At 60.8% G+C, this 19196-nt stretch carries 17 protein-coding genes; 14 read left to right on the top strand and 3 right to left on the bottom strand.

From position 1 onward, the window contains the following. Positions 1-50: 50 nt before the first annotated feature. The 3 genes from dapC to map all read right to left on the bottom strand — a co-directional run bounded on the left by dapC (position 51) and on the right by map (position 4847). Positions 51-1244, bottom strand: a complete 1194-nt coding sequence (gene dapC, locus TRP66_RS20580) for a succinyldiaminopimelate transaminase (protein ID WP_333406588.1) — start codon at positions 1242-1244, stop codon at positions 51-53. Between the two features lie 62 nt (positions 1245-1306). Continuing rightward, complete coding sequence (locus tag TRP66_RS20575) at positions 1307-4006, bottom strand: [protein-PII] uridylyltransferase (RefSeq protein ID WP_333406586.1); 2700 nt, start codon at positions 4004-4006, stop codon at positions 1307-1309. Positions 4007-4061: 55 nt separating this feature from the next. Then, complete coding sequence (gene map, locus TRP66_RS20570; protein WP_333406584.1) at positions 4062-4847, bottom strand: type I methionyl aminopeptidase; 786 nt, start codon at positions 4845-4847, stop codon at positions 4062-4064. Positions 4848-5158: 311 nt separating this feature from the next. Between map and rpsB the strand changes: the two genes are divergently transcribed. The 14 genes from rpsB (at position 5159) to lpxB (ending at position 19191) form a co-directional block, all read left to right on the top strand. After that, positions 5159-5902 carry a 30S ribosomal protein S2 gene (gene rpsB / locus TRP66_RS20565; RefSeq protein ID WP_333406582.1) on the top strand — a complete coding sequence of 248 codons (744 nt, stop codon included), beginning with the start codon at positions 5159-5161 and terminating at the stop codon, positions 5900-5902. A 187-nt stretch (positions 5903-6089) separates the two neighbouring features. Further along, a complete protein-coding gene (gene tsf, locus TRP66_RS20560; RefSeq protein ID WP_333406580.1) occupies positions 6090-6953 on the top strand; it encodes a translation elongation factor Ts in 864 nt (287 codons plus the stop codon). 203 nt (positions 6954-7156) lie between these two features. Beyond that, positions 7157-7900 (top strand): UMP kinase, encoded by a 744-nt coding sequence (pyrH, locus tag TRP66_RS20555; protein WP_333406579.1) that lies wholly within the window; start codon positions 7157-7159, stop codon positions 7898-7900. After that, positions 7897-8454 carry a ribosome recycling factor gene (frr, locus tag TRP66_RS20550; RefSeq protein WP_333406577.1) on the top strand — a complete coding sequence of 186 codons (558 nt, stop codon included), beginning with the start codon at positions 7897-7899 and terminating at the stop codon, positions 8452-8454. Before pyrH ends, frr begins: the two co-directional genes overlap by 4 nt. Before the next feature lie 16 nt (positions 8455-8470). After that, positions 8471-9226: a polyprenyl diphosphate synthase gene (gene uppS, locus TRP66_RS20545; RefSeq protein WP_333406575.1), complete on the top strand. Its 756-nt coding sequence runs from the start codon at positions 8471-8473 to the stop codon at positions 9224-9226. Continuing rightward, on the top strand, positions 9226-10041 hold the full coding sequence (locus tag TRP66_RS20540; RefSeq protein ID WP_333406573.1) for a phosphatidate cytidylyltransferase: 816 nt from the start codon (positions 9226-9228) through the stop codon (positions 10039-10041). Before uppS ends, TRP66_RS20540 begins: the two co-directional genes overlap by 1 nt. Then, positions 10038-11228: a 1-deoxy-D-xylulose-5-phosphate reductoisomerase gene (gene ispC, locus TRP66_RS20535; protein ID WP_333406571.1), complete on the top strand. Its 1191-nt coding sequence runs from the start codon at positions 10038-10040 to the stop codon at positions 11226-11228. The genes TRP66_RS20540 and ispC overlap by 4 nt, the downstream gene beginning before the upstream one ends. Positions 11229-11322: 94 nt before the next feature. Beyond that, positions 11323-12675: a sigma E protease regulator RseP gene (gene rseP, locus TRP66_RS20530; protein ID WP_333406569.1), complete on the top strand. Its 1353-nt coding sequence runs from the start codon at positions 11323-11325 to the stop codon at positions 12673-12675. Positions 12676-12749: 74 nt separating this feature from the next. Continuing rightward, the gene (bamA, locus tag TRP66_RS20525; protein ID WP_333406567.1) at positions 12750-15122 is read left to right on the top strand and encodes an outer membrane protein assembly factor BamA; all 2373 of its coding nucleotides are present in this window, start codon (positions 12750-12752) and stop codon (positions 15120-15122) included. Between the two features lie 45 nt (positions 15123-15167). Further along, the gene (locus TRP66_RS20520; protein WP_333406565.1) at positions 15168-15671 is read left to right on the top strand and encodes an OmpH family outer membrane protein; all 504 of its coding nucleotides are present in this window, start codon (positions 15168-15170) and stop codon (positions 15669-15671) included. 1 nt (position 15672) lies between these two features. Next, positions 15673-16728, top strand: a complete 1056-nt coding sequence (lpxD, locus tag TRP66_RS20515; RefSeq protein ID WP_333406563.1) for a UDP-3-O-(3-hydroxymyristoyl)glucosamine N-acyltransferase — start codon at positions 15673-15675, stop codon at positions 16726-16728. 107 nt (positions 16729-16835) lie between these two features. Next, positions 16836-17276, top strand: a complete 441-nt coding sequence (fabZ, locus tag TRP66_RS20510; RefSeq protein WP_333406561.1) for a 3-hydroxyacyl-ACP dehydratase FabZ — start codon at positions 16836-16838, stop codon at positions 17274-17276. After that, positions 17273-18049, top strand: coding sequence for an acyl-ACP--UDP-N-acetylglucosamine O-acyltransferase (gene lpxA, locus TRP66_RS20505; RefSeq protein WP_333406559.1), 777 nt, complete (start codon positions 17273-17275; stop codon positions 18047-18049). Before fabZ ends, lpxA begins: the two co-directional genes overlap by 4 nt. Positions 18050-18051: 2 nt before the next feature. Beyond that, positions 18052-19191 (top strand): lipid-A-disaccharide synthase, encoded by a 1140-nt coding sequence (gene lpxB, locus TRP66_RS20500; RefSeq protein WP_333406557.1) that lies wholly within the window; start codon positions 18052-18054, stop codon positions 19189-19191. The last annotated feature ends 5 nt before the right edge of the window (positions 19192-19196 follow it).

Genomic DNA, 19196 nt, shown 5'->3' with positions numbered 1-19196 from the left:
CATTTTTATTTTCGGTAGCCCCACCGCCTGGCGGGCGGTGGCGCAGTGCGTCACTTCCCGACGTAAGCGCGGATTCGCTCGGCCGCCTCGATGCATTCGGCCAGAGGGGCCACCAATGCGAGGCGCACGCGCCCGGCACCGGGGTTCAGGCCGTTCACCTCGCGGGACAGGTACGAGCCGGGTACGACGGTGACGTGCTGTTCGAGGTACAGGTCGCGGCAGAACGCTGCGTCGTCGCTACCGACAGCAGGCCAGAGATAGAAACCGCCGTCCGGGCGCTGCACATCCATCACCGGTGCCAGAATCTCCAGCACGGCGTCGAATTTTTCCCGGTACAGGTCACGGTTGGCGCGCACGTGCTGTTCGTCGTTCCAGGCAGCGACGCTCGCCAATTGAGTCTGCACAGGCATCGCACAGCCGTGATAGGTACGATACAGCAGGAATGCCTTGAGGATTTCCGCGTCGCCCGCGACGAAGCCCGAGCGCAGGCCCGGCAGGTTGGAGCGCTTGGACAGGCTGTGGAACACCACGCAGCGCTTGAAGTCCTCGCGACCCAGTTCGGCGCAGGCGGTCAGTAGGCCGGGCGGGGGCAGTTGCTCATCGAAATACAGCTCGCTGTAGCACTCGTCCGCCGCGATCACGAAGTCGTATTCGTCGGCCAGGGCGATGAGTTTTTTCAGCGTCTCGACCGGAATCAGCGCGCCGGTGGGATTGCCCGGCGAACACAGGAACAGGATCTGGCAACGCTTCCAGACATCCGCTGTGACCGCGTCGAAATCCGGGTTGAAGCCCTGCTCGGCCAGGCATGGCAGGTAGTGAGGCTGCGCGCCGGCCAGGAACGCCGCGCCTTCATAGATCTGATAGAACGGATTGGGGCTGACCACCAGGCCGTCCTCGCCACGGTTGACCACGGTCTGGGTAAAGGCAAACAGCGCTTCGCGGGTGCCGTTGACCGGCAGCACGTTGCGCGCCGGGTCGATCCAGCCCTGCGGTACGCCGAAACGGCGTTCGCACCAGCCGGCAATGGCTTCGCGCAGCGCGGGAATGCCCAGGGTTGTGGGATAGACCGCCAGTTTGTCCAGATTGTCGGCCAGGGCCTGGGCGACGAAATCGGGAGAGCGGTGTTTGGGCTCGCCGATGGACAGCGCGATAGGGCGCTTGTCCGGATTCGGCGTGACACCGCCCAGCAGGGCGCGCAGCTTCTCGAAAGGGTAGGGCTGAAGCTGTTGCATGGCGTTATTCATGGGGCTGGGATCTCAGTGAACAGGGCGTCCGCACAGGGACGCCGTTGAAACGATTTTCAGGATCAGATGCTGATTCGCAGTTCGATGGTCGACTCGCTTTCCACACTCAACTGCGACACGATTTCAGCTTGCAGGCGGCTGCACAGCTGCGGGTCGGACAACGGCTGGTTGTCGGCATCGGTGAGGAAGAACACGTCTTCCACGCGTTCGCCCAAGGTGGCGATCTTGGCGTTCTGCAGGGACAGATCGAACTCCAGGAATATCTTGCCGATCCTTGCCAGCAGGCCGGGCCGGTCCGGCGCCAGCAGTTCAAGAATGGTCACCGGGCGCTGCGCGTCATTGTGGATGGTCACTTGCGGCGGGAAGGCGAAATGCTTGAGCTGTCGCGGAACCCGGCGCTTGATGATCGTCGGGTAGTCGTCCGGATTGCGCAGCGCTTCGGTCAAACCGTTGCGGATCTGCTGGATGCGCTCCGGATTGTCGCCGATCGAGCCGCCATCGTTGTCCAGCACGATATAGGTGTCGAGGGTGAACTGGCTGCTGGAGGTAATAATCCGGGCGTCATGAATGTTGAGGTTCAACTGGTCCATGGCTGCCACGGTCACAGCGAAGAAGTCATGCTGGTCCGGCGCATAGATAAAGATCTGCGTGCCGCCTTCGAACTCGCGCTGGGTGGTTTCCTTGATAAGCACCAGCGGCCCGCCGTCGGCAGGCTGTTGCAGGATCGCATCGCTGTGCCAGGCGACGTCGCCCGCGGTGTGGCGCAGGAAATAATCGTCGCCCAGCGCTGACCAGAGCTGTTCCACGTCATCGGGATCGGTGCCGTTACGCACCAGGATGTCCAGCGCGGCGGCCTGGGTGCGGCGGATCTGTTCCTCCCGGTCAACCGGGTTCTCCAGGCCGCGTTTCAGCGCGCGCTTGGTCTCGGTGTAGAGCTGACGCAGCAAACTGGCCCGCCACGAGTTCCACAGGGTCGGGTTGGTGGCGTTGATGTCGGCGACGGTCAGCACGTACAGATAGTCGAGATGCACCTCGTCGCCCACGAACTGGGCGAAATCGTGGATCACCTGTGGGTCCGACAGATCCTTGCGCTGCGCGGTGGTCGACATGACCAGGTGGTTGCTGACCAGCCAGACGATCAGCCGGGTATCCCAGTCGGGCAGGTGGTGACGCACACCGAAGGCTTCGGCGTCCACCGCGCCGAGCTCCGAGTGGTCGCCACCGCGGCCCTTGCCGATGTCGTGATAGAGACCGGCCAGATAGATCAGTTCCGGTTTGGGCAGGCGCGCCATGATCTTGCTCGCCAGCGGGAATTTCTCGGACACCTCGGTGTACTGCAATTTGCGCAGGTGCTTGATCAGATTCAGCGTATGAGCATCGACGGTGTAGATGTGGAACAGGTCGTGCTGCATCTGTCCCACGATATGCCCGAATTCGGGCAGGTAGAGCCCGAGGATGCCGTAGCGGTTCATGCGCCGCAGGTTGCGGTGGATGCCGATTTCACATTTGAACAGCTCGATGAACAGGCTGGTGTTGCGGATATCGTTGCGGAAATCGTCGTTGATCAGGTGCCGGTGCTCGCGCAGCAAGCGGATCGTGTCGGCGCGCACACCCTTGATTTCCGGGCGCTGGGCCATGAGCACGAAGACTTCGAGCATGGCGAACGGCGTGCGCTTGAACACATTGGGATGCGTCGCCTCGATGTAGCCATCGTGCAACTGGAATCGGGAGTTGATCGGCTGGGTGCTGCCGCTGTCGTCTTCGGCGAGGATCACCTCTTCGAAGTGCTGGATGATCAGGTCGCTCAGCTCGGCGATGCGCATGACCACGCGGTAGTACTTCTGCATGAAGCGTTCGATGGCCAGCTTGGCGTCGTTGTCGCGGTATCCCAGCATCTCGGCGATGCGGCCCTGGTAGTCGAACAGCAGGCGGTCTTCGGAACGACCGGCCAGCATGTGCAGGGCGTAGCGCACCTTCCACAGGAATTCCTGGGACGACGCCAGCAGATTGTTCTCGCTCTCCAGCAGAAAGCCTTCGCCGGCCAGCGCGTAGAGATTCAGCGTGCCGTACTGGCGCCGGGCTACCCAGAGGATCGTCTGGATGTCCCGCAGCCCGCCCGGCGAGCCCTTGACGTTGGGCTCCAGGTTGTATTCGGTATCGTTGTACTTGTGATGGCGAGCCCGGAGCTCGGCACGCTTGGCAAGAAAGAAGTCCTTGCTTGGCCACATGTGCCGCGTGCTGGTCACTTCCAGCATGCGCTGGCGCAGCCGCTCGGGGCCGGCGATGGTGCGGCTCTCCATCAGGTTGGTGATGACGGTCAGGTCGGCACGACCTTCCTCGGCGCATTCGTCCACCGAGCGCACGCTCTGACCGACTTCAAGACCGATGTCCCACAGCAGGGTCAGAAAACGTTCGATGGATTCACGAAAGATTTCGTGATCCGCGTTGTCCAGCAGGATCAACAGGTCAATGTCCGAATAAGGATGCAGCTCACCGCGTCCATAGCCGCCGACCGCCAGCAGGGCGATATCGGCCTCGGTGCTCCACTGGAACTGGTCCCAGGCCTGCTGCAGGATATTGTCGACGAACCAGGCCCGGTCCTCGATCAGCCTGCGGATGTCGCGACCCGACTTGAAACGTTCGTCGAGCACGTCCCGTGCATTGCGGATGGCTTTCTTGAAGGCGGCGATTGGGCTGGCCTTCAATGCCAGTTCGGCCTGGAACTGGCCACGATCGAACAAATCTGGGTCCACCTGCGGCATGCAACAGCTTTCCTTCTATCGGACGCGAATCGGAGGTCAACGAATTCGCCGGCCCTCAGGAGGCCGACGTGCGCGCAATGGTGTCGTCACTGCGCAGGGTAAAGATTTCATAGCCGTCGGCGGTAACCAGCAGCGTGTGTTCCCACTGCGCCGAGAGCTTGCGGTCCTTGGTGATGGCGGTCCAGCCGTCGCCCAGGATCTTGGTGTCGGCGCGTCCCTGGTTGATCATCGGCTCGATGGTGAAGGTCATGCCTTCCTGCAGCTCGATGCCGGTACCGGCATCCCCATAATGCAGCACCTGCGGCTCCTCGTGGAAGACCTTGCCGATGCCGTGTCCGCAGAACTCGCGCACCACGGAAAAACCGTTCTTCTCGGCGTGTTTCTGGATGACCGCGCCGATATCGCCCAGACGCGCGCCGGGACGAACCACTTCGATACCTTTATAGAGGCATTCCTGAGTGACACGCGACAGGCGCTCGGCCCACTCGGGCACCTTGCCTACGTGAAACATCCGGCTGGTGTCGCCGTGGTAGCCATCCTTGATCACTGTGATATCGATGTTCAGGGTGTCGCCCTGCTTGAGCGGCTTGTCGCCCGGAATGCCATGGCAGACCACATGGTTGATCGAGGTGCAGATCGACTTGGGGAAGCCCTTGTAGTTGAGCGGGGCGGGGATGGCCTTCTGCTCGTTGACGATGTAATCGTGGCAAATGCGGTCCAGCTCGCCGGTGGTCACGCCGGGCTTGACGTGCGGCTCGATCATTTCCAGTACTTCGGCGGCCAGGCGGCCGGCAATGCGCATCTTTTCGATGTCTTCGGGAGTCTTCAGGGTAATCGTCATACGGAATCTCTTGGCGTGTCGGGCACGCGGTCTATGCATAAAGCGGCGATTCTACCAGACCGGCGCGAGGCCGGTTCATCGCTTCCTTATATAGGCGGGCGGCCGGAGACCAATGGATGACGAAACAGACACTCGATGCGGGTTTCGTTCTCTTTCCTTTTGTGATATAAAATGCGCCGCTTTCCAAGGTCCGCCCTGGAAGCTCAAACCCACACACGTGTCGACACGATGACCTGGGTGCCTTTGGCGACTCGCCTCTGGTTGGTCATTGGGATACGTGGAGGCCTAACCCGACTTATCAAGGAACTATCATGTCCCAAGTCAATATGCGCGATATGCTGAAGGCCGGTGTGCACTTCGGCCACCAGACCCGTTACTGGAACCCGAAAATGGGCAAGTACATTTTCGGCGCGCGCAACAAGATTCACATCATCAACCTCGAAAAAACCCTGCCGATGTTCAACGACGCTCTGACGTTCGTTGAGCGCCTGGCTTCCGGCAAGAACAAGATCCTGTTCGTCGGCACCAAGCGTTCCGCCGGCAAGATCGTGGCTGAAGAAGCAGCACGTTGCGGTTCGCCGTACGTCGACCACCGCTGGTTGGGCGGCATGCTGACCAACTTCAAGACCATCCGTCAGTCGATCAAGCGTCTGCGCGAGCTGGAAACCCAGGCCGAAGACGGCACTTTCGCCAAGCTGACCAAGAAAGAAGCCCTGATGCGCTCCCGTGATCTGGAAAAACTGGATCGCAGCCTGGGGGGTATCAAGGACATGGGCGGTCTGCCTGACGCACTGTTCGTAATCGACGTCGAGCACGAGCGCATCGCGATCACCGAAGCCAACAAGCTGGGCATCCCGGTCATCGGCGTTGTCGATACCAACAGCAGCCCTGAAGGCGTTGACTACATCATCCCGGGCAACGATGACGCCATTCGCGCCATCCAGCTGTACATGGGTTCGATGGCTGACGCAGTCATCCGCGGTCGCAACAACGTTGCTGGCGGCACCGACGTTTACGTTGAAGAAGCTCCAGCTGCAGCTGTAGAAGCTGAGTAACAAAACGCCTGGCGTTTACTCAGTACGCGAAAAGGGGGCTCTGCCCCCTTTTTGCCACCTCGAAAATGATTTGCTGGCGTAACCTGACCTGTTTGTCATGAGTTGCTGCCACCTTGAATTTTTCAAGAATTTGTACGCCCGTTCACCCGGGTGGAATGGTTGAAGACCTATCCAAGAGGATTTTGAAATGGCAGAGATTACTGCAGCGCTGGTCAAAGAACTGCGCGAGCGTACCGGCGAAGGCATGATGGACTGCAAGAAAGCCTTGACCAAGGCTGGCGGCGACATCGAAAAAGCGATCGACGACATGCGTGCTTCCGGCGCCATCAAGGCTGCCAAGAAGGCTGGCAACGTTGCCGCTGAAGGCGCCATCGCCATCAAGGACGACGGCAAGAGCGCTGTCCTGATCGAAGTCAACTCCCAGACCGACTTCCTGGCTCTGCAGGACGACTTCAAGGCATTCGTCGCTGCCAGCGTCGAGCAGGCTTTCGCTGACAAGCTGACCACCGTCGAGCCGCTGATCGAAGCGCGCGAAGCGGACCGTCTGGTTCTGGTCGGCAAGACCGGCGAGAACGTCAACATCCGTCGTCTGGCCCGCGTCGAAGGCGACGTGCTGGGTTCGTACCTGCACGGCAACAAGATCGGTGTGGTCGTGGTTCTGAAGGGCGGCGACTCCGAGCTGGCCAAAGACATCGCGATGCACGTAGCGGCTACCAACCCTGAGTTCCTGGTACCGTCGGACGTTTCGCCTGAAGCGATCGAGCGCGAGAAGAACGTCTTCCTGCAGCTGAACGAAGAGAAGCTGAAAGGCAAGCCGGCCGAAATCGCCGAGAAGATGGTCAGCGGCCGTATCACCAAGTTCCTGGCCGAAGCCAGCCTGGTCGAGCAGGCGTTCGTCAAGAACCCTGAAATCACCGTTGGCGCTCTGGCCAAGAAAGCTGGCGCTGAAATCGTTTCCTTCACCTACTTCAAAGTGGGCGAAGGCATCGAGAAGCCAGTCGACAACTTCGCTGAAGAAGTCGCTGCTCAAGTAGCCGCAAGCAAGAAGTAAGACGGTTTCGTACCGTCGCCCCAAAGAGGCTGCCCGCTCACGCGTGCGGCCTCTTTTTCGAAGGAGGGAAGCAATTTCCTCTGGAGAAACAGCTCACAAGGCTGCATTCTTCCGACGCTCCAGGAGTGTCGAGCTAGAGTAAGCGCAGGCTCAAGATGCCGCGCAAAGATTTTTTTCAGAAAACGCCGCAGGAGAGATTCGCAATGGCTCAGCAGGGCAGTGGTTATCAGGCTCGCTATAAACGCATTCTACTCAAGCTTAGCGGCGAGGCCCTGATGGGCTCCGAAGAGTTCGGTATCGACCCCAAGGTGCTGGACCGCATGGCGCTGGAAGTCGGCCAGCTGGTTGGCATCGGCGTGCAGGTCGGTCTGGTCATCGGTGGCGGCAACCTGTTCCGCGGTGCAGCGCTGAGCGCGGCCGGCATGGACCGGGTGACCGGCGACCACATGGGCATGCTGGCGACTGTGATGAACGCCCTGGCGATGCGGGACGCTCTGGAACGCGCTAATATCACCGCCATCGTGATGTCTGCCATCTCCATGATGGGTGTTACCGATCACTATGATCGCCGCAAGGCGATGCGTCACCTCAGCTCCAAGGAGGTCGTGATCTTCGCGGCGGGGACCGGCAATCCGTTCTTCACCACCGATTCGGCCGCCTGCCTGCGGGCGATCGAGATCGACGCCGACGTGGTGCTCAAGGCGACCAAGGTCGACGGCGTGTACACCGCAGATCCGTTCAAAGACCCTAATGCCGAGAAGTTCGATCATCTGTCTTACGATGAAGTGCTGGATCGCAAGTTGGGCGTGATGGATCTGACGGCTATCTGCCTGTGTCGCGATCACAAGATGCCGCTGCGCGTCTTCAACATGAACAAACCCGGCGCCTTGCTGAATATCGTCCATGGCGGTGCCGAAGGAACCCTGATCGAGGAAGTCCAACAATGATCAACGAAATCAAGAAAGACGCTCAGGTGCGCATGCAGAAGAGCCTGGAATCCCTGGCGCACGCATTCAGCCGTATCCGCACCGGCAAGGCCCACCCTGACATTCTCGAAAGCGTCATGGTCCCTTACTACGGCTCCGATACCCCGATCAAGCAGGTAGCGAACATCACCGTAAAGGACGCGCGCACCCTCCAGGTCGTGGCGTTCGAGCGCAACATGCTGGCAGCCGTGGACAAGGCCATCCAGAGCTCGGGTCTGGGTTTCAACCCGACCAACCTGGGCGAGCTGCTGCTGATTTCCATGCCTGCGCTCACCGAAGAAACCCGCAAGGGCTTCACCAAGCAGGCACGTGATGCCGCCGAAGACGCTCGCGTCGCGGTCCGCAATATCCGTCGCGATGCACTGAGCCAGTACAAGGATCTGGTCAAGGAAAAGGAAATCAGCGAAGACGAAGAGCGCCGCGCCGCGGACGATATCCAGAAGCTGACCGACAAGTTCGTGGCTGACATCGAAGTGGCGGTGAAGCAGAAAGAAGCCGACTTGATGGCGGTTTGAGGTCCGAGACGTTTTCATGGAAAAGACAAAATCGGCCGCGTCGGCTTCGGTGCCGCGCCATGTCGCGATCATCATGGACGGAAACAACCGCTGGGCCAAAAAGCGTCTGTTGCCGGGCGTGGCGGGGCACAAGGCGGGCGTTGACGCTGTACGTGCGGTGATCGAGGTATGTGCTGAAGCGAAGGTCGAGGTGCTGACCCTTTTTGCGTTTTCCAGTGAAAACTGGCAGCGCCCGGCTGATGAGGTCGGCGCACTGATGGAACTGTTCTTCACGGCGCTGCGCCGCGAAACCCGTCGCCTGAACGAAAACGGGATCAGTCTGCGCATCATTGGCGACCGCTCACGTTTTCATCCCGAGCTGCAGGCGGCCATGCGCGAAGCCGAGCTGGGCACGACCGGCGACGGCCGGTTCGTGTTGCAGATCGCCGCCAACTACGGTGGGCAGTGGGACATCGCTCAGGCCGCCCAGCGTCTTGCGCGGGAGGTCCAGGCCGGACATCTGCAACCCGAGGACATCACGCCTGGGTTGCTGCAGACCTGTCTTGCCACCGGAGATCTGCCGCTCCCCGATCTGTGTATCCGCACCGGCGGAGAGCACCGGATCAGCAACTTCCTGCTTTGGCAGCTCGCTTATGCCGAGCTGTATTTTTCCGACCTCTACTGGCCGGACTTCAAACACGATGCCATGCGCGCCGCGCTGGCAGATTTCGCTTCTCGCCAACGTCGTTTCGGTAAAACCAGCGAACAGGTGGAAGCTGGAGCCCGCGCCTGATGCTCAAACAACGGATACTCACAGCGCTCGTCCTGTTGCCGATCGCCCTGTGTGGCTTTTTTCTGCTCACCGGGGCGTACTTCGCCCTGTTCATCGGCGTCGTCGTGGTGCTGGGTGCCTGGGAGTGGGCGCGTCTGGCCGGGCTCATGGCCCAGTCGATGCGTGTGGCTTATGCCGCGGTGGTCGGCCTGCTGCTGTTCCTGATGTATCTCACTCCCGGCATCGGCCCCTGGATACTTGGCGCTGCCGTCATCTGGTGGGGTGTCGCGACATTCCTGGTGCTGACCTATCCCGATACCAGCGAGCACTGGGCCAGCGGTATCTGCAAGCTGGTTATCGGTCTGTTGATTCTGCTGCCTGCGTGGCAAGGGTTGATCCTGCTCAAGCAGTGGCCGATGGGCAACTGGCTGATCCTGTCCGTCATGGTGCTGGTCTGGGTGGCTGATATCGGCGCCTATTTTTCCGGCAAGGCATTCGGCAAGCGCAAACTGGCGCCAAGGGTCAGCCCCGGCAAAAGCTGGGAAGGCGTGTATGGCGGCCTGCTGGTGGCGCTGGCAATCACCGCTGCGGTAGGTGTGTCACGCGAGTGGTCGTTCGGTCAGTTCATCGCGGGCCTGTTGGGCGCTGCGGTGATCGTGTTCATCTCCATCGTCGGCGATCTGACCGAAAGCATGTTCAAGCGTCTGTCAGGCATCAAGGACAGCAGCAACCTGCTTCCAGGGCATGGCGGCGTCATGGACCGTATCGACAGCCTCACAGCAGCGATTCCGGTGTTTGCCGTCCTCTTGTGGGCCGCGAACTGGGGTGTCATGTGAGTACGCCCCAGCAGATTACCGTCCTGGGCGCGACTGGCTCGATCGGCCTGAGCACGCTGGATGTGATAGCACGGCACCCGGCCCGCTATCAGGTCTTTGCGTTGACCGGTTTCACACGGGTCGCTCAATTGCTGGCGCTGTGCGTGAAGCACACGCCGCGATTCGCGGTGGTGCCCGACCAGGACGTTGCCCGCAAATTGCAGGACGACCTCGCCGTGGCCGGTCTGGATACCCGCGTACTGGTCGGTGAGAAAGGCCTGTGCGAAGTGGCTTCCCATCCTCAGGTCGATGCGGTGATGGCGGCTATCGTCGGCGCGGCCGGGCTGCGTCCGACACTGGCGGCGGTCGAGGCCGGCAAGAAAGTGTTGCTGGCGAACAAGGAAGCACTGGTCATGTCCGGTGCCTTGTTCATGCAGGCGGTGCGCCACTCCGGTGCCGTGCTGCTGCCTATCGATAGCGAGCACAACGCGATTTTCCAATGCCTGCCACAGGATTATTCCCGTGGTCTGCAAGCGGTCGGCGTCAGGCGTATCATGCTCACGGCCTCGGGCGGACCCTTCCGTCAGACGCCGCTTGCGCAATTGCAGGATGTGACCCCTGAACAGGCGTGCGCGCATCCGGTGTGGTCCATGGGTCGAAAAATCTCGGTGGACTCCGCCAGCATGATGAACAAGGGTCTGGAGCTGATTGAGGCCTGCTGGCTGTTCGACGCCCGGCCGGCACAGGTCGAGGTGGTCATTCACCCGCAAAGCGTGATTCATTCGCTGGTCGACTACGTCGATGGCTCGGTGCTCGCGCAATTGGGCAACCCGGACATGCGCACCCCGATCGCCAACGCGCTGGCCTGGCCGGAGCGAGTGGACTCGGGCGTGTCGCCGCTGGACCTGTTCCGCATAGGGCGTCTGGATTTCGAAGAGCCCGACGAACAGCGCTTCCCGTGCCTGCGCCTCGCCCGGCAGGCGGCGGAGGCTGGCGGTAGTGCGCCGGCGATGCTCAACGCGGCGAATGAAGTCGCAGTGGCGGCCTTCCTCGACGGGCGCATTCGCTACCTCGATATCGCGCGTATGATCGAGGATGTGCTGGTTGAAGAAGCCGTAGTGGAGGTCGAGAATCTCGATGCGGTGTTTGCCGCGGATTCCCGGGCGCGCATCCTGTCGGAGCGCTGGCTCGCGCGGCAGGGGCAGTGACAGGATTGCAGGATGCGGGGCCAAAGGGACGATGTGAAGTGTGAGCGGCGATGATGAACACACGTGCCGATGAGTCGGTACCCGGAGAAGGTTGATGAGCGCGCTATACATGATCGTAGGCACCCTGATTGCGCTGGGTGTCCTGGTAACCTTTCACGAGTTTGGCCATTTCTGGGTGGCCCGGCGCTGCGGCGTGAAAGTCCTGCGTTTTTCCGTAGGCTTCGGCACGCCTCTGGTCCGCTGGCATGATCGCCAGGGCACCGAATACGTCGTGGCCGCCATTCCGCTGGGCGGTTACGTGAAGATGCTCGACGAACGCGAGGGTGATGTGCCGCCGGAGCTCGCCGACCAGTCGTTCAATCGCAAGTCCGTCTATCAGCGCATCGCGATCGTCATCGCCGGCCCGGCCGCCAACTTCCTGCTGGCCCTGGTGTTCTTCTGGGCGCTGGCAATGCTTGGCAGCCAGCAGGTCCGGCCGGTCATCGGCGCGGTCGAAGCAGACAGCATCGCCGCGCGCGCCGGGCTGCACGCCGGTCAGGAGATCGTCTCGGTGGACGGCGAAGCCACTTCCGGGTGGTCCGCGGTCAACCTGCAGCTGGTACGCCGTCTGGGCGAGAGCGGCAGCATAGCGCTCAAGGTTCGGGAGGACGGCGCCAGCGCCGACACATCCCATACTCTGGCGCTCAACGATTGGTTGAAAGGCGCTACCGAGCCAGATCCCATCAAGTCCCTGGGCATCCGGCCATGGCGTCCCGCGCTGCCGCCTGTCCTGGCTGAACTCGATCCCAAAGGTCCCGCCCAGGCGGCGGGCCTGAAAACCGGCGACCGGCTGCTGGCGCTGGACGGCCGTCCGGTAGGCGAATGGCAGGAAGTGGTCGACCGCGTGCGCGAGCGTCCGAATGCGAAGATAGCGCTACGCGTCGAGCGTGATGGTGCGGCGCTGGACGTTCCGGTGACGCTGACCACCCGAGGTGAGGGCGATGCGGCTGCCGGTTATCTGGGTGCCGGGGTCAAGGGCATCGACTGGCCGCCTGAAATGCTTCGCGAAGTCAGCTACGGGCCGTTCGAGGCCATTGCCGAAGGGGCCAGGCGCACCTGGACCATGAGCGTGCTGACGCTCGATTCCCTGCGCAAAATGCTGTTCGGCGAGCTCTCGGTAAAAAACTTGAGCGGACCGATAACCATTGCTAAAGTGGCGGGCGCTTCGGCCCAGTCGGGGCTGGGAGATTTTCTCAATTTCCTTGCCTACCTCAGTATCAGCCTGGGCGTGTTGAATCTGCTGCCCATCCCCGTACTGGATGGCGGCCACCTGCTGTTCTACCTGATCGAATGGGCGCGAGGTCGTCCGCTGTCGGAAAGGGTGCAGGGCTGGGGGGTTCAGATCGGTATCAGTCTGGTGGTGGGCGTCATGTTGCTCGCGCTGGTCAACGATCTGGGTCGACTGTAAAGCGTTGCTGTGTTGCGAATCTGCCGCATTTAGCGGCAGTTTGTTTATTGCCAGTTGGAATAAGAAAGGACTTCATGAAACGTCTGCTGCTAACTGCGGTTCTTGCCGTACTGATGATCGCTGAAGTTCACGCCGAGTCCTTCACCATCTCCGATATCCGTGTCAACGGCCTGCAGCGCGTGTCCGCGGGCAGTGTGTTCGGCGCATTGCCGCTGAACGTCGGCGAGCAGGCGGATGACGGTCGTCTGGTCGAAGCTACCCGTGCGTTGTTCAAAACCGGTTTCTTCCAGGATATCCAGCTGGGTCGTGACGGCAACGTGCTGGTCATCTCCGTGGTCGAGCGTCCATCGGTTGCCAGCATCGAGATCGAAGGCAACAAGGCCATCTCTACCGAAGACCTGATGAAAGGGCTCAAGCAGTCCGGTCTGGCCGAAGGCGAAATCTTCCAGCGCGCGACGCTCGAAGGCGTGCGCAACGAACTTCAGCGTCAGTATGTGGCCCAAGGCCGTTACTCGGCCGAGGTCAATGCCGAAGTCGTTCCTCAGCCGCGCAACCGCGTCGGCCTGAAGATCAACATCAATGAAGGCACGGTAGCGGCCATTCAGCACATCAACGTCGTGGGCAACACCGTGTTCCCGGACGAAGACCTGATCGGTCTGTTCGAGCTCAAGACCACCAACTGGCTGTCCTTCTTCAAGAACGACGACAAGTACGCCCGCGAGAAACTCTCCGGCGACCTTGAGCGTCTGCGCTCCTACTATCTGGACCGCGGCTACATCAACATGGACATCGCCTCGACCCAGGTGTCCATCAGCCCGGACAAGAAGCACGTCTTTATTACCGTCAACGTGAATGAAGGCGAGAAATACAGCGTCAAGTCGGTCAAGCTCAGTGGCGACCTGAAAGTGCCGGAAGACCAGGTCAAGTCCCTGTTGCTGGTACAGCCGGGCCAGGTCTTTTCCCGCAAGGTGATGACCACCACCTCCGAACTGATCACCCGTCGCCTGGGCAACGAAGGCTATACCTTCGCCAACGTGAACGGCGTACCGACTCCGAATGCCGAAGACCACACCGTCGATATCACTTTCGTCGTCGATCCCGGCAAGCGCGCCTATGTGAACCGCATCAACTTCCGCGGCAACACCAAGTCGGCGGACGAAGTCTTGCGCCGTGAAATGCGCCAGATGGAAGGTGGCTGGGCGTCGACTTACCTGATCGACCAGTCCAAGACCCGTCTCGACCGTCTGGGCTTCTTCAAGGAAGTGAACGTCGAAACGCCGGCCGTACCGGGCACCGACGATCAGGTTGACGTGAACTACGCCGTGGAAGAGCAGGCATCCGGTTCCATCACCGCCAGCGTCGGCTTCGCGCAGAGCGCCGGTCTGATCCTGGGTGGTTCGATCAGCCAGAACAACTTCCTGGGTACTGGTAACAAGGTCAGCATCGGTCTGACCCGCAGCGAATACCAGAGCCGCTACAACTTCAGCTACGTCGATCCGTACTACACCGCCGACGGCGTCAGCCTGGGCTACAACGCGTTCTATCGCACCACCGACTACGATGACCTCGATGTCGACGTGGCGAGCTACGCGGTCGACAGCATGGGCGCCGGGATCAGCCTGGGTTACCCGATCAGCGAAACCTCGCGTCTGACCTATGGCCTGAACGTTCAGCAGGATGAGATCAAGACCGGTACCTACACCGTTGACGAAATCTTCGATTTCATCGACAAGGAAGGCGACAGCTTCCTGAACTTCAAGGCATCCGTGGGCTGGTCCGAATCGACCCTGAACAAGGGCGTGCTGGCCACCCGTGGTCACTCGCAGAGCCTGGTTCTGGAATCGACCCTGCCGGGCAGCGACCTGTCGTTCTTCAAGCTCGACTACCGCGCCCAGTATTTCCACCCGATCACCGACAACTACACCTTGCGCCTGCACACCGAGCTGGGTTATGGCGACGGCTACGGTTCGACCTCCGGTCTGCCGTTCTATGAAAACTATTATGCCGGTGGCTTCAACTCGGTACGCGGTTTCAAGGACAGCACCCTGGGTCCGCGCAGCACGCCTAGCTCGGGCACACGTCCCGGCACTGAGGCAGACCCGGATCAGGATCCGCTGCCGTTCGGCGGCAACGCCCTGGTGCAGGGCGGCGTGGAAATCATGTTCCCGCTGCCGTTCATCAAGGATCAGCGCTCGCTCCGTACCTCGCTGTTCTGGGACGTGGGTAACGTATTCGACACCAACTGCGATTCCAACCGGACGCTGAATGGCAAGAAAGTCGAGTGCAACGACATCGACTTCTCCGGCATGGCCAGTTCGGTGGGTGTCGGCGTGACCTGGATCACCGCCCTGGGTCCTCTGAGCTTCGCGTTGGCCATGCCGATCAAGAAGCCGGATGATGATTCCGAAACCCAAGTCTTCCAATTCTCCCTGGGTCAGACGTTCTAATCGTCCGGTCTTTGAAAACGCAACGAATTCTGTAGGAGTTGTATTGTGCGTAAGTTGACTCAACTGGTAATGCTGGCGTCCGTTCTTGTCGCCGGTCCTGCGTTTGCTGACATGAAAATCGCCGTCCTGAACTATCAGATGGCGCTGCTGGAATCCGATGCGGCCAAGAAGTACGCGGTCGACGCGGAAAAGAAATTCGGTCCGCAACTGACCAAGCTCAAGAGCCTGGAAAGCAGCGCCAAGGGCATCCAGGATCGTCTGGTGAGCGGCGGCGACAAGATGGCACAGCCGGAGCGCGAGCGTCTGGAGCTGGAATTCAAGCAGAAAGCCCGTGACTTCCAGTTCCAGTCCAAGGAACTGAACGAAGCCAAGGCGGTGGCCGACCGTGAAATGCTCAAGCAGCTCAAGCCAAAGCTGGATCAGGCTGTGGAAGAAGTCATCAAGAAAGGTGGTTACGACCTGGTGTTCGAGCGCGGTGCGGTGATTGACGTCAAGCCTCAGTACGACGTTACTCGCCAGGTCATCGAGCGCATGAACCAGCTGAAGTAATATGAGCACAGTCATCAAGCTCGGCCAGTTGGCCGAGTTCCTCGGCGCCACGTTACGTGGCGACCAGGACAGGAACATCACCGGGCTGGCCACTTTACAAGAGGCCGGCCCTGATCAGCTTAGCTTCCTGGCAAATCCGCAATATCGAAAATACCTTGCTGATGCCAAGGCGGGCGCGGTGCTGTTGAAGGCGGCCGACGCCGACGCGTACAGCGGCGACGCGCTGCTGGTCCCGGACCCTTACCTGGCCTACGCCCGGATCTCCCATCTGTTCGATCCCAAGCCCAAGGCCAGCGTTGGCGTTCATCCCACCGCTGTGGTGGCGGATGACGCTCAGGTCGACCCTTCGGCAAGCATCGGCGCCTTTGCGGTAATCGAGAACGGTGCAGTGATCGGCGCGAACGTGACCATCGGCGCTCATTGCTTTATCGGAGCGCGTTCGGTGGTGGGCGATGGCGGATGGCTCGCGCCGCGCGTCACGCTGTATCACGACGTGCGCATCGGTCAGCGGGTGGTTATTCAGTCCGGTGCCGTACTGGGTGGCGAGGGCTTCGGCTTCGCCAACGAGAAAGGTGTCTGGCAGAAGATCGCGCAGATCGGTGGCGTGACCATCGGCGATGACGTGGAAATCGGCGTGAACACTGCGATTGACCGTGGCGCGCTGGCCGATACCCGGATCGGCAATGGTGTGAAGCTCGACAATCAGATTCAGATCGCCCACAACGTGCAGATCGGCGACCACACGGCCATGGCGGCCTGTGTAGGCATTTCCGGCAGCACCAAGATCGGCAAGCATTGCATGCTGGCCGGTGGCGTGGGGCTGGTGGGGCATATCGAGATCTGTGACGGGGTGTTCATTACCGGCATGACCATGGTCACGCATTCGATCACTGAGCCTGGCTCCTATTCTTCGGGCACCGCCATGCAGCCGGCCGCGGAGTGGCGCAAGAGCGCGGCGCGGATTCGCAAGCTCGATGACATGGCGCGACGGTTGCAGAGACTCGAAAAGACGGTCGAGACAGTGACCTGCGCCGACAATGCTTCATCTGATGGCTGATCCTTTTTTAATATCAAGCGTGCACAGTCGATAAACTGCCTCCTTGATGCAGAGGAGTGCTGCGCAATCGCGGCACTTCCTATCTTTACTACAGGCTTCCCCTCGAAATGATGGACATCACAGAAATACGCGAATACCTGCCTCATCGTTACCCGTTCCTTCTGGTGGACCGGGTAACCGAGCTGGATGTCGAAAATCAAACCATTCGCGCCTACAAGAATGTCAGCGTCAACGAGCCTTTCTTCGAGGGTCATTTCCCTCAGCACCCGATCATGCCGGGTGTACTGATCATTGAAGCGATGGCCCAGGCTGCGGGTATCCTGGCCTTCAAGATGCTCGATACCAAGCCTTCCGATGGCACTCTGTACTATTTCGTCGGCTCCGACAAACTGCGTTTCCGCCAGCCGGTACTGCCAGGCGACCAACTTGTGCTGGAAGCCAGGTTCCTGAGCAGCAAGCGTCAGATCTGGAAGTTCGAATGCCAGGCGACGGTAGACGGCAAGCCTGTATGCTCGGCAGAAATCATCTGTGCGGAACGTAAGCTATGAGTTTGATTGACTCTCGCGCAATCATCGATCCGACGGCCGTGCTGGCCGACAACGTGGAGGTCGGCCCCTGGTCGATCATCGGAGCCGGTGTGGAAATTGGCGAGGGTACAGTGATCGGTCCGCACGTGGTCCTCAAGGGCCCGACCCGGATCGGCAAGCACAACCGTATCTACCAGTTTTCCTCGGTTGGCGAAGACACCCCTGATCTCAAGTACAAGGGTGAAGCCACGCGTCTGGTGATCGGCGACCATAACGTCATTCGCGAGGGTGTGACCATCCATCGCGGGACGATCCAGGACCGTGCTGAAACCACACTGGGTGATCACAACCTGATCATGGCCTATGCCCACATTGGTCATGACAGTGTGATCGGCAACCACTGCATCCTGGTGAACAACACTGCACTGGCCGGCCACGTGCACGTCGGCGACTGGGCGATCCTGTCCGGTTTTACCCTGGTGCATCAGTTCTGCCATATCGGCGCCCACAGCTTTTCGGGCATGGGCACGGCCATCGGCAAGGACGTTCCGGCGTTCGTGACCGTATTCGGCAACCCTGCCGAGGCACGCAGCATGAACTTCGAAGGCATGCGCCGTCGCGGGTTCGACGATCAGGCCATCCATGCACTGCGTCGCGCGTACAAGACTGTCTATCGCCAGGGCCTGACCATCGATCAGGCCGTCGCCGAGCTGGCTGAACCGGCTGCCCGGCATCCCGAGGTCGCGTTGTTCCTGCAATCGATCCAGTCGTCGACCCGCGGTATCACCCGCTGATCATGAGCACTCCACTGCGTATCGCCCTGGTGGCGGGCGAGGCCTCCGGCGACATCCTCGGTTCCGGTCTGATGCGCGCCATCAAGGCTCGGCATCCGGACGCCCAGTTCATGGGTGTCGGTGGCCCGCTGATGGAGGCCGAGGGCATGAACTCGTACTTTCCCATGGAGCGCCTGTCGGTCATGGGACTGGTGGAGGTGCTCGGTCGGCTGCGCGAGCTGCTGGCCCGGCGCAAACTGCTGGTCCAGACGTTGATTGACGCTCGCCCTGACGTGTTCATCGGCATCGACGCTCCGGACTTCACCCTTAATATCGAGTTGCAACTGCGCCGCGCAGGAATCAAGACCGCGCATTACGTCAGCCCATCCGTCTGGGCCTGGCGTCAGAAACGGGTGCTGAAGATTCGCGAGGGCTGCGACCTGATGCTGACGCTGTTGCCGTTCGAAGCCCGGTTCTACGAAGAGCAGGGTGTTCCAGTGCGGTTCGTCGGCCATCCGCTGGCCGACACCATTCCACTGGATGCTGACCGGGGCGCCGCGCGCGTGGCGCTGGGTCTGGGCGAAGGTCCGGTCGTGGCGCTGATGCCCGGCAGTCGAGGTGGCGAAGTCGGGCGCCTCGGTGCGCTGTTTTTCGACACGGCTGAAAAGCTGCTGGCGCAAAAGCCCGGACTACGTTTCGTGTTGCCCTGCGCCAGCCCGCAGCGCCGCGCGCAGATCGAGCAGTTGCTGGAAGGGCGCAGCTTGCCCGTGACCCTGCTCGACGGGCAATCGCATCTGGCGCTGGCGGCCTGCGACGCGGTATTGATTGCCTCGGGCACGGCGACTCTGGAAGCCCTGCTGTACAAACGACCGATGGTGGTTGCCTACAAGCTGGCGCCGGTTACCTTCTGGATTCTCAAGCGGATGGTCAAAAGCCCTTACGTATCGCTGCCCAACCTGTTGGCCCAGCGCATGCTGGTGCCGGAACTGTTGCAGGACGCGGCGACCCCGGATGCGCTGGCACAAACGTTGCTGCCGCTGATCGAGGGCGGCCAGGGACAGACCACGGGATTCGACGAAATCCATCGAACCCTGCGCCGCGACGCTTCCAACCAGGCGGCCGAAGCCGTGCTGGACCTGATCGGACGGCCACTTTCACCATGAGTGTT

The sequence above is a fragment of the Pseudomonas sp. JDS28PS106 genome, from assembly GCF_036706555.1.
In the GTDB taxonomy this organism is placed as follows: domain Bacteria; phylum Pseudomonadota; class Gammaproteobacteria; order Pseudomonadales; family Pseudomonadaceae; genus Aquipseudomonas.
This window is presented reverse-complemented; position numbering and strand designations above follow the sequence as displayed.

Bases quoted from the DNA above. Each gene is read 5' to 3' on its own strand.
- dapC (WP_333406588.1), bottom strand. From the start codon at position 1,244: ATGAATAACGCCATGCAACAGCTTCAGCCCTACCCTTTCGAGAAGCTG.
- TRP66_RS20575 (WP_333406586.1), bottom strand. From the start codon at position 4,006: ATGCCGCAGGTGGACCCAGATTTGTTCGATCGTGGCCAGTTCCAGGCC.
- map (WP_333406584.1), bottom strand. From the start codon at position 4,847: ATGACGATTACCCTGAAGACTCCCGAAGACATCGAAAAGATGCGCATT.
- rpsB (WP_333406582.1), top strand. From the start codon at position 5,159: ATGTCCCAAGTCAATATGCGCGATATGCTGAAGGCCGGTGTGCACTTC.
- tsf (WP_333406580.1), top strand. From the start codon at position 6,090: ATGGCAGAGATTACTGCAGCGCTGGTCAAAGAACTGCGCGAGCGTACC.
- pyrH (WP_333406579.1), top strand. From the start codon at position 7,157: ATGGCTCAGCAGGGCAGTGGTTATCAGGCTCGCTATAAACGCATTCTA.
- frr (WP_333406577.1), top strand. From the start codon at position 7,897: ATGATCAACGAAATCAAGAAAGACGCTCAGGTGCGCATGCAGAAGAGC.
- uppS (WP_333406575.1), top strand. From the start codon at position 8,471: ATGGAAAAGACAAAATCGGCCGCGTCGGCTTCGGTGCCGCGCCATGTC.
- TRP66_RS20540 (WP_333406573.1), top strand. From the start codon at position 9,226: ATGCTCAAACAACGGATACTCACAGCGCTCGTCCTGTTGCCGATCGCC.
- rseP (WP_333406569.1), top strand. From the start codon at position 11,323: ATGAGCGCGCTATACATGATCGTAGGCACCCTGATTGCGCTGGGTGTC.
- bamA (WP_333406567.1), top strand. From the start codon at position 12,750: ATGAAACGTCTGCTGCTAACTGCGGTTCTTGCCGTACTGATGATCGCT.
- lpxD (WP_333406563.1), top strand. From the start codon at position 15,673: ATGAGCACAGTCATCAAGCTCGGCCAGTTGGCCGAGTTCCTCGGCGCC.
- fabZ (WP_333406561.1), top strand. From the start codon at position 16,836: ATGATGGACATCACAGAAATACGCGAATACCTGCCTCATCGTTACCCG.
- lpxA (WP_333406559.1), top strand. From the start codon at position 17,273: ATGAGTTTGATTGACTCTCGCGCAATCATCGATCCGACGGCCGTGCTG.
- lpxB (WP_333406557.1), top strand. From the start codon at position 18,052: ATGAGCACTCCACTGCGTATCGCCCTGGTGGCGGGCGAGGCCTCCGGC.